Annotated in this window: 2 protein-coding genes; both read left to right on the forward strand. The window is 63.4% G+C overall.

Features of this window, described 5'->3' with window-relative positions:
* Positions 1 to 119 precede the first annotated feature (119 nt).
* A complete protein-coding gene (locus tag AB1634_19155) occupies positions 120 to 1,355 on the forward strand; it encodes a CoB--CoM heterodisulfide reductase iron-sulfur subunit A family protein (protein MEW6221631.1) in 1,236 nt (411 codons plus the stop codon).
* Between the two features lie 14 nt (positions 1,356 to 1,369).
* On the forward strand, positions 1,370 to 3,003 hold a 1,634-nt coding region (locus AB1634_19160; protein ID MEW6221632.1), incomplete at its 3' end, for an FAD-dependent oxidoreductase.

Raw genomic sequence — 3,003 nt, forward strand, 5'->3', positions numbered from 1 at the left:
ATCTGCCCGGGCGGGCGGGGCTGTGGGCGGCTGGTTGGCCGCACCGAGCGGTGTCGGTGACGGGCAGGATTCGGCTTCACGATGGACCCGCGGGTCCAGAACCTACACGGAGGACGGGCATGGCGGACACAAACAGCGCGGTTTTGGTGGTGGGCGGCGGCATCAGCGGGTTGACAGCCGCCGTGGAGGCCGCAGAGGTGGGCAAGGATGTGTTCCTGGTGGAGCGCAATCCCTACCTCGGAGGCCGGGTCGCGCAACTCAACCAGTATTTTCCGAAATTGTGCCCGCCAACCTGCGGGCTGGAGATCAACTTCAAGCGCATCAAGAACAACCGGCGGGTTCGGTTGCACACCATGACCGAGGTGCGCTCCATTACCGGGTCCAAGGGCAACTACCAGGTCACCCTGGAGTCCAAGGCCAGGTTTGTGAACAACAACTGCACGGGCTGCAATGCCTGTGTGGAGGCTTGCCCGGAAGAGCGAGCGAACAGCTTCAACTTCAACATGGACAAGACGAAGGCCATTTATCGGCCCCACGAAATGTCCTTTCCGATGAAATACGTCATCGACATGAACGCCTGCACCCGCTGCGGCAAGTGCGTCGAGGCCTGCAAGTACAACGCCGTGGACCTGGACATGCAGGCCAAGACCTTCACTGTCCAGGTGGGTGCCGTGGTCTGGGCCACCGGCTGGCAGCCATACGACGCCAACCGTATGGACAACCTCAAGTTCGGCAGCTCCAGTGCCATCATCACCAACATGATGATGGAGCGCCTGGCGGCGCCCAATGGACCGACCGGCGGGAAGATTGTGCGTCCTGGTGACAACAAGGAGCCGGGCAGTATCGCGTTTGTCCAATGCGCCGGCTCGCGGGACGAGAACCATCTGGAATACTGCTCCTACATCTGCTGCATGGCCACCCTCAAGCAGATCACCTACGTGCGGGAGCAGTATCCCAATGCCAAGGTCTTTGTCTTCTATATCGACCTGCGCTCCCCGGGCAAGTACGAGAAGTTCCGTGAGAAGCTGATGGGCGATCCCAACACCAGCTTCATCAAGGGAAAGGTCGCCAACATCATCCCCGAGGCCGATGGCGGTGTGACCGTGGTGGCCGAAAACGCGGTCACCGGCGACAAGATCCAGCAGAAGGTCGACTTGGCCGTGCTCGCCACCGGCATGCAGCCGTCCATGGCCGGCCAGGGGGCCAACTTCGGTCTCAACGCCGACAAGAACGGCTTCATCGCCTCCGATCCCGGCACCGGCATGCTCGCCGCGGGCTGCGCCAAGAAGGCGGCGGACGTGGTGACCTGTGCCCAGAACTCCACGGCAGCGGCCCTGAAAGCCATTCAAGGATGAGGAGGGAGTGGTCCATGAGCATCAAGCATAGTGCCTATATCTGTACCGGCTGCGGCATCGGCGACGGCCTGGATATCGAAGCCCTGGCCAAGGTGGTCAGCGGCGAAAAGAAGATGCCAGTGAAGACCCATCCCTTCCTGTGCAGCGCGGAAGGGCGGGGCATGGTCCAGGAGGATATTGACAAGGAGGGGGTCAACTCGGTCGTGATCGGCGCCTGCTCCTTCCGGGTCAAACAGGATGAGCTCTCCTACGGAGACGGCGTGATGGTCAGCCGGGCCAACCTGCGCGAGCAGGTGGTCTGGAGCGCTGGCCCTGACCCGGACAAGGATCGGATCCAGGAGCTGGCTTCAGACAACATGCGCATGGCCTGCACCCGGGCCGCCAAGTGCGCCATCCCGGAGGCTCAGGCACAGACCTTGACCAAGGGCATACTGGTGATCGGCGGTGGCATCGCTGGTCTCACCGCCGCTCGGGAGGCGGCCAAGGCAGGCTACGAGGTGACCCTGGTCGAAAAGACCGGCGAGCTCGGCGGCTTTGCCCGGACGTGGCGCAAGCAGCTGCCCACCAAAGCGCCGTGGACGGACTTGGAAGCGCCGATGGTGGACAGCCTGGTGGCCGAGGTGAAGGCCGCGGGCAACATCACCATCAAGCTCAACACCGAGGTGGCTCGCATCGCCGGCGCGCCCGGCATGTTTGACATCAGCTTCAAGGCGGCTGGCAGCAAGTCGGACTGGGATGCGCCACCGAAGGTCACCAAGGAGATGGAGGACCTCATTGAGAAGGGCCAGCTTGAGGACCCGCGCAAGGCCGTCAAGCACTATATGGAAAGCAATCCGGAGGCCAGCAAGTTCGGGACAGTGGTGCTCGCCACGGGCTGGCGGCCGGCCGATGTCTCCGAGTTTGCCCACCTGGGGCACGGCACCCTGAAGAACGTGGTCACCAACGTCGAGCTCGAGCGGATGGCCAAGGCCGGTCGCCTGACCAGGCCCTCCGATGGCAAGCCGGTGACAAGCGTCGCCTTCGTGCAGAGCCCTGGGGCCAAGGAGCACGACAAGGATTTCCCGTATGCCAACTCGGTGACCAGCTCGGTGACCCTGAAGCAGGCCAAGTACCTGCGGGAGGAGAATCCGGACGCCAAGGCCTATATCCTCTACCAGCATATGCGTACGCCGGGCAACATGGAGCTGTTCTACAAGGCGGCGCAGAACGATGACGGCATCTTTCTCACCAAGGCGGCAGTGACCGGGGTGAGCGAGGCCGGGGACGGCAGCCTGACCGTGGCCATGGAAGACACCCTGCTCGGGGCGAGCACCAGCGTCGACGTGGACCTGGTGGTCCTGGCCGCCGGCATGGTGCCTACCACCAGGGATGCGGCCTGCTTGAACCTGGCGTACCGCCAGGGGCCGGCCCTCATCGATCTCGATCTTTTCGACGGCCATGCCGATTCCCACTTCATCTGCTTCCCCTACGAAACCCGGCGGACCGGTATCTATGCCTGCGGCGGGGTGCGCAAGGCGATGACCGTGGAAGAGACAATGGACGACGCCACCGGCGCCGCCCTCAAGGCGATCCAGTGCATCGAGTCCGCCTCGCGGGGTGTGGCGGTCCACCCCCGGGCCGGAGACAAGACCTATCTGGAATTCTTTTT

Source organism: Thermodesulfobacteriota bacterium (assembly GCA_040755095.1).
GTDB lineage: Bacteria > Desulfobacterota > Desulfobulbia > Desulfobulbales > JBFMBH01 > JBFMBH01.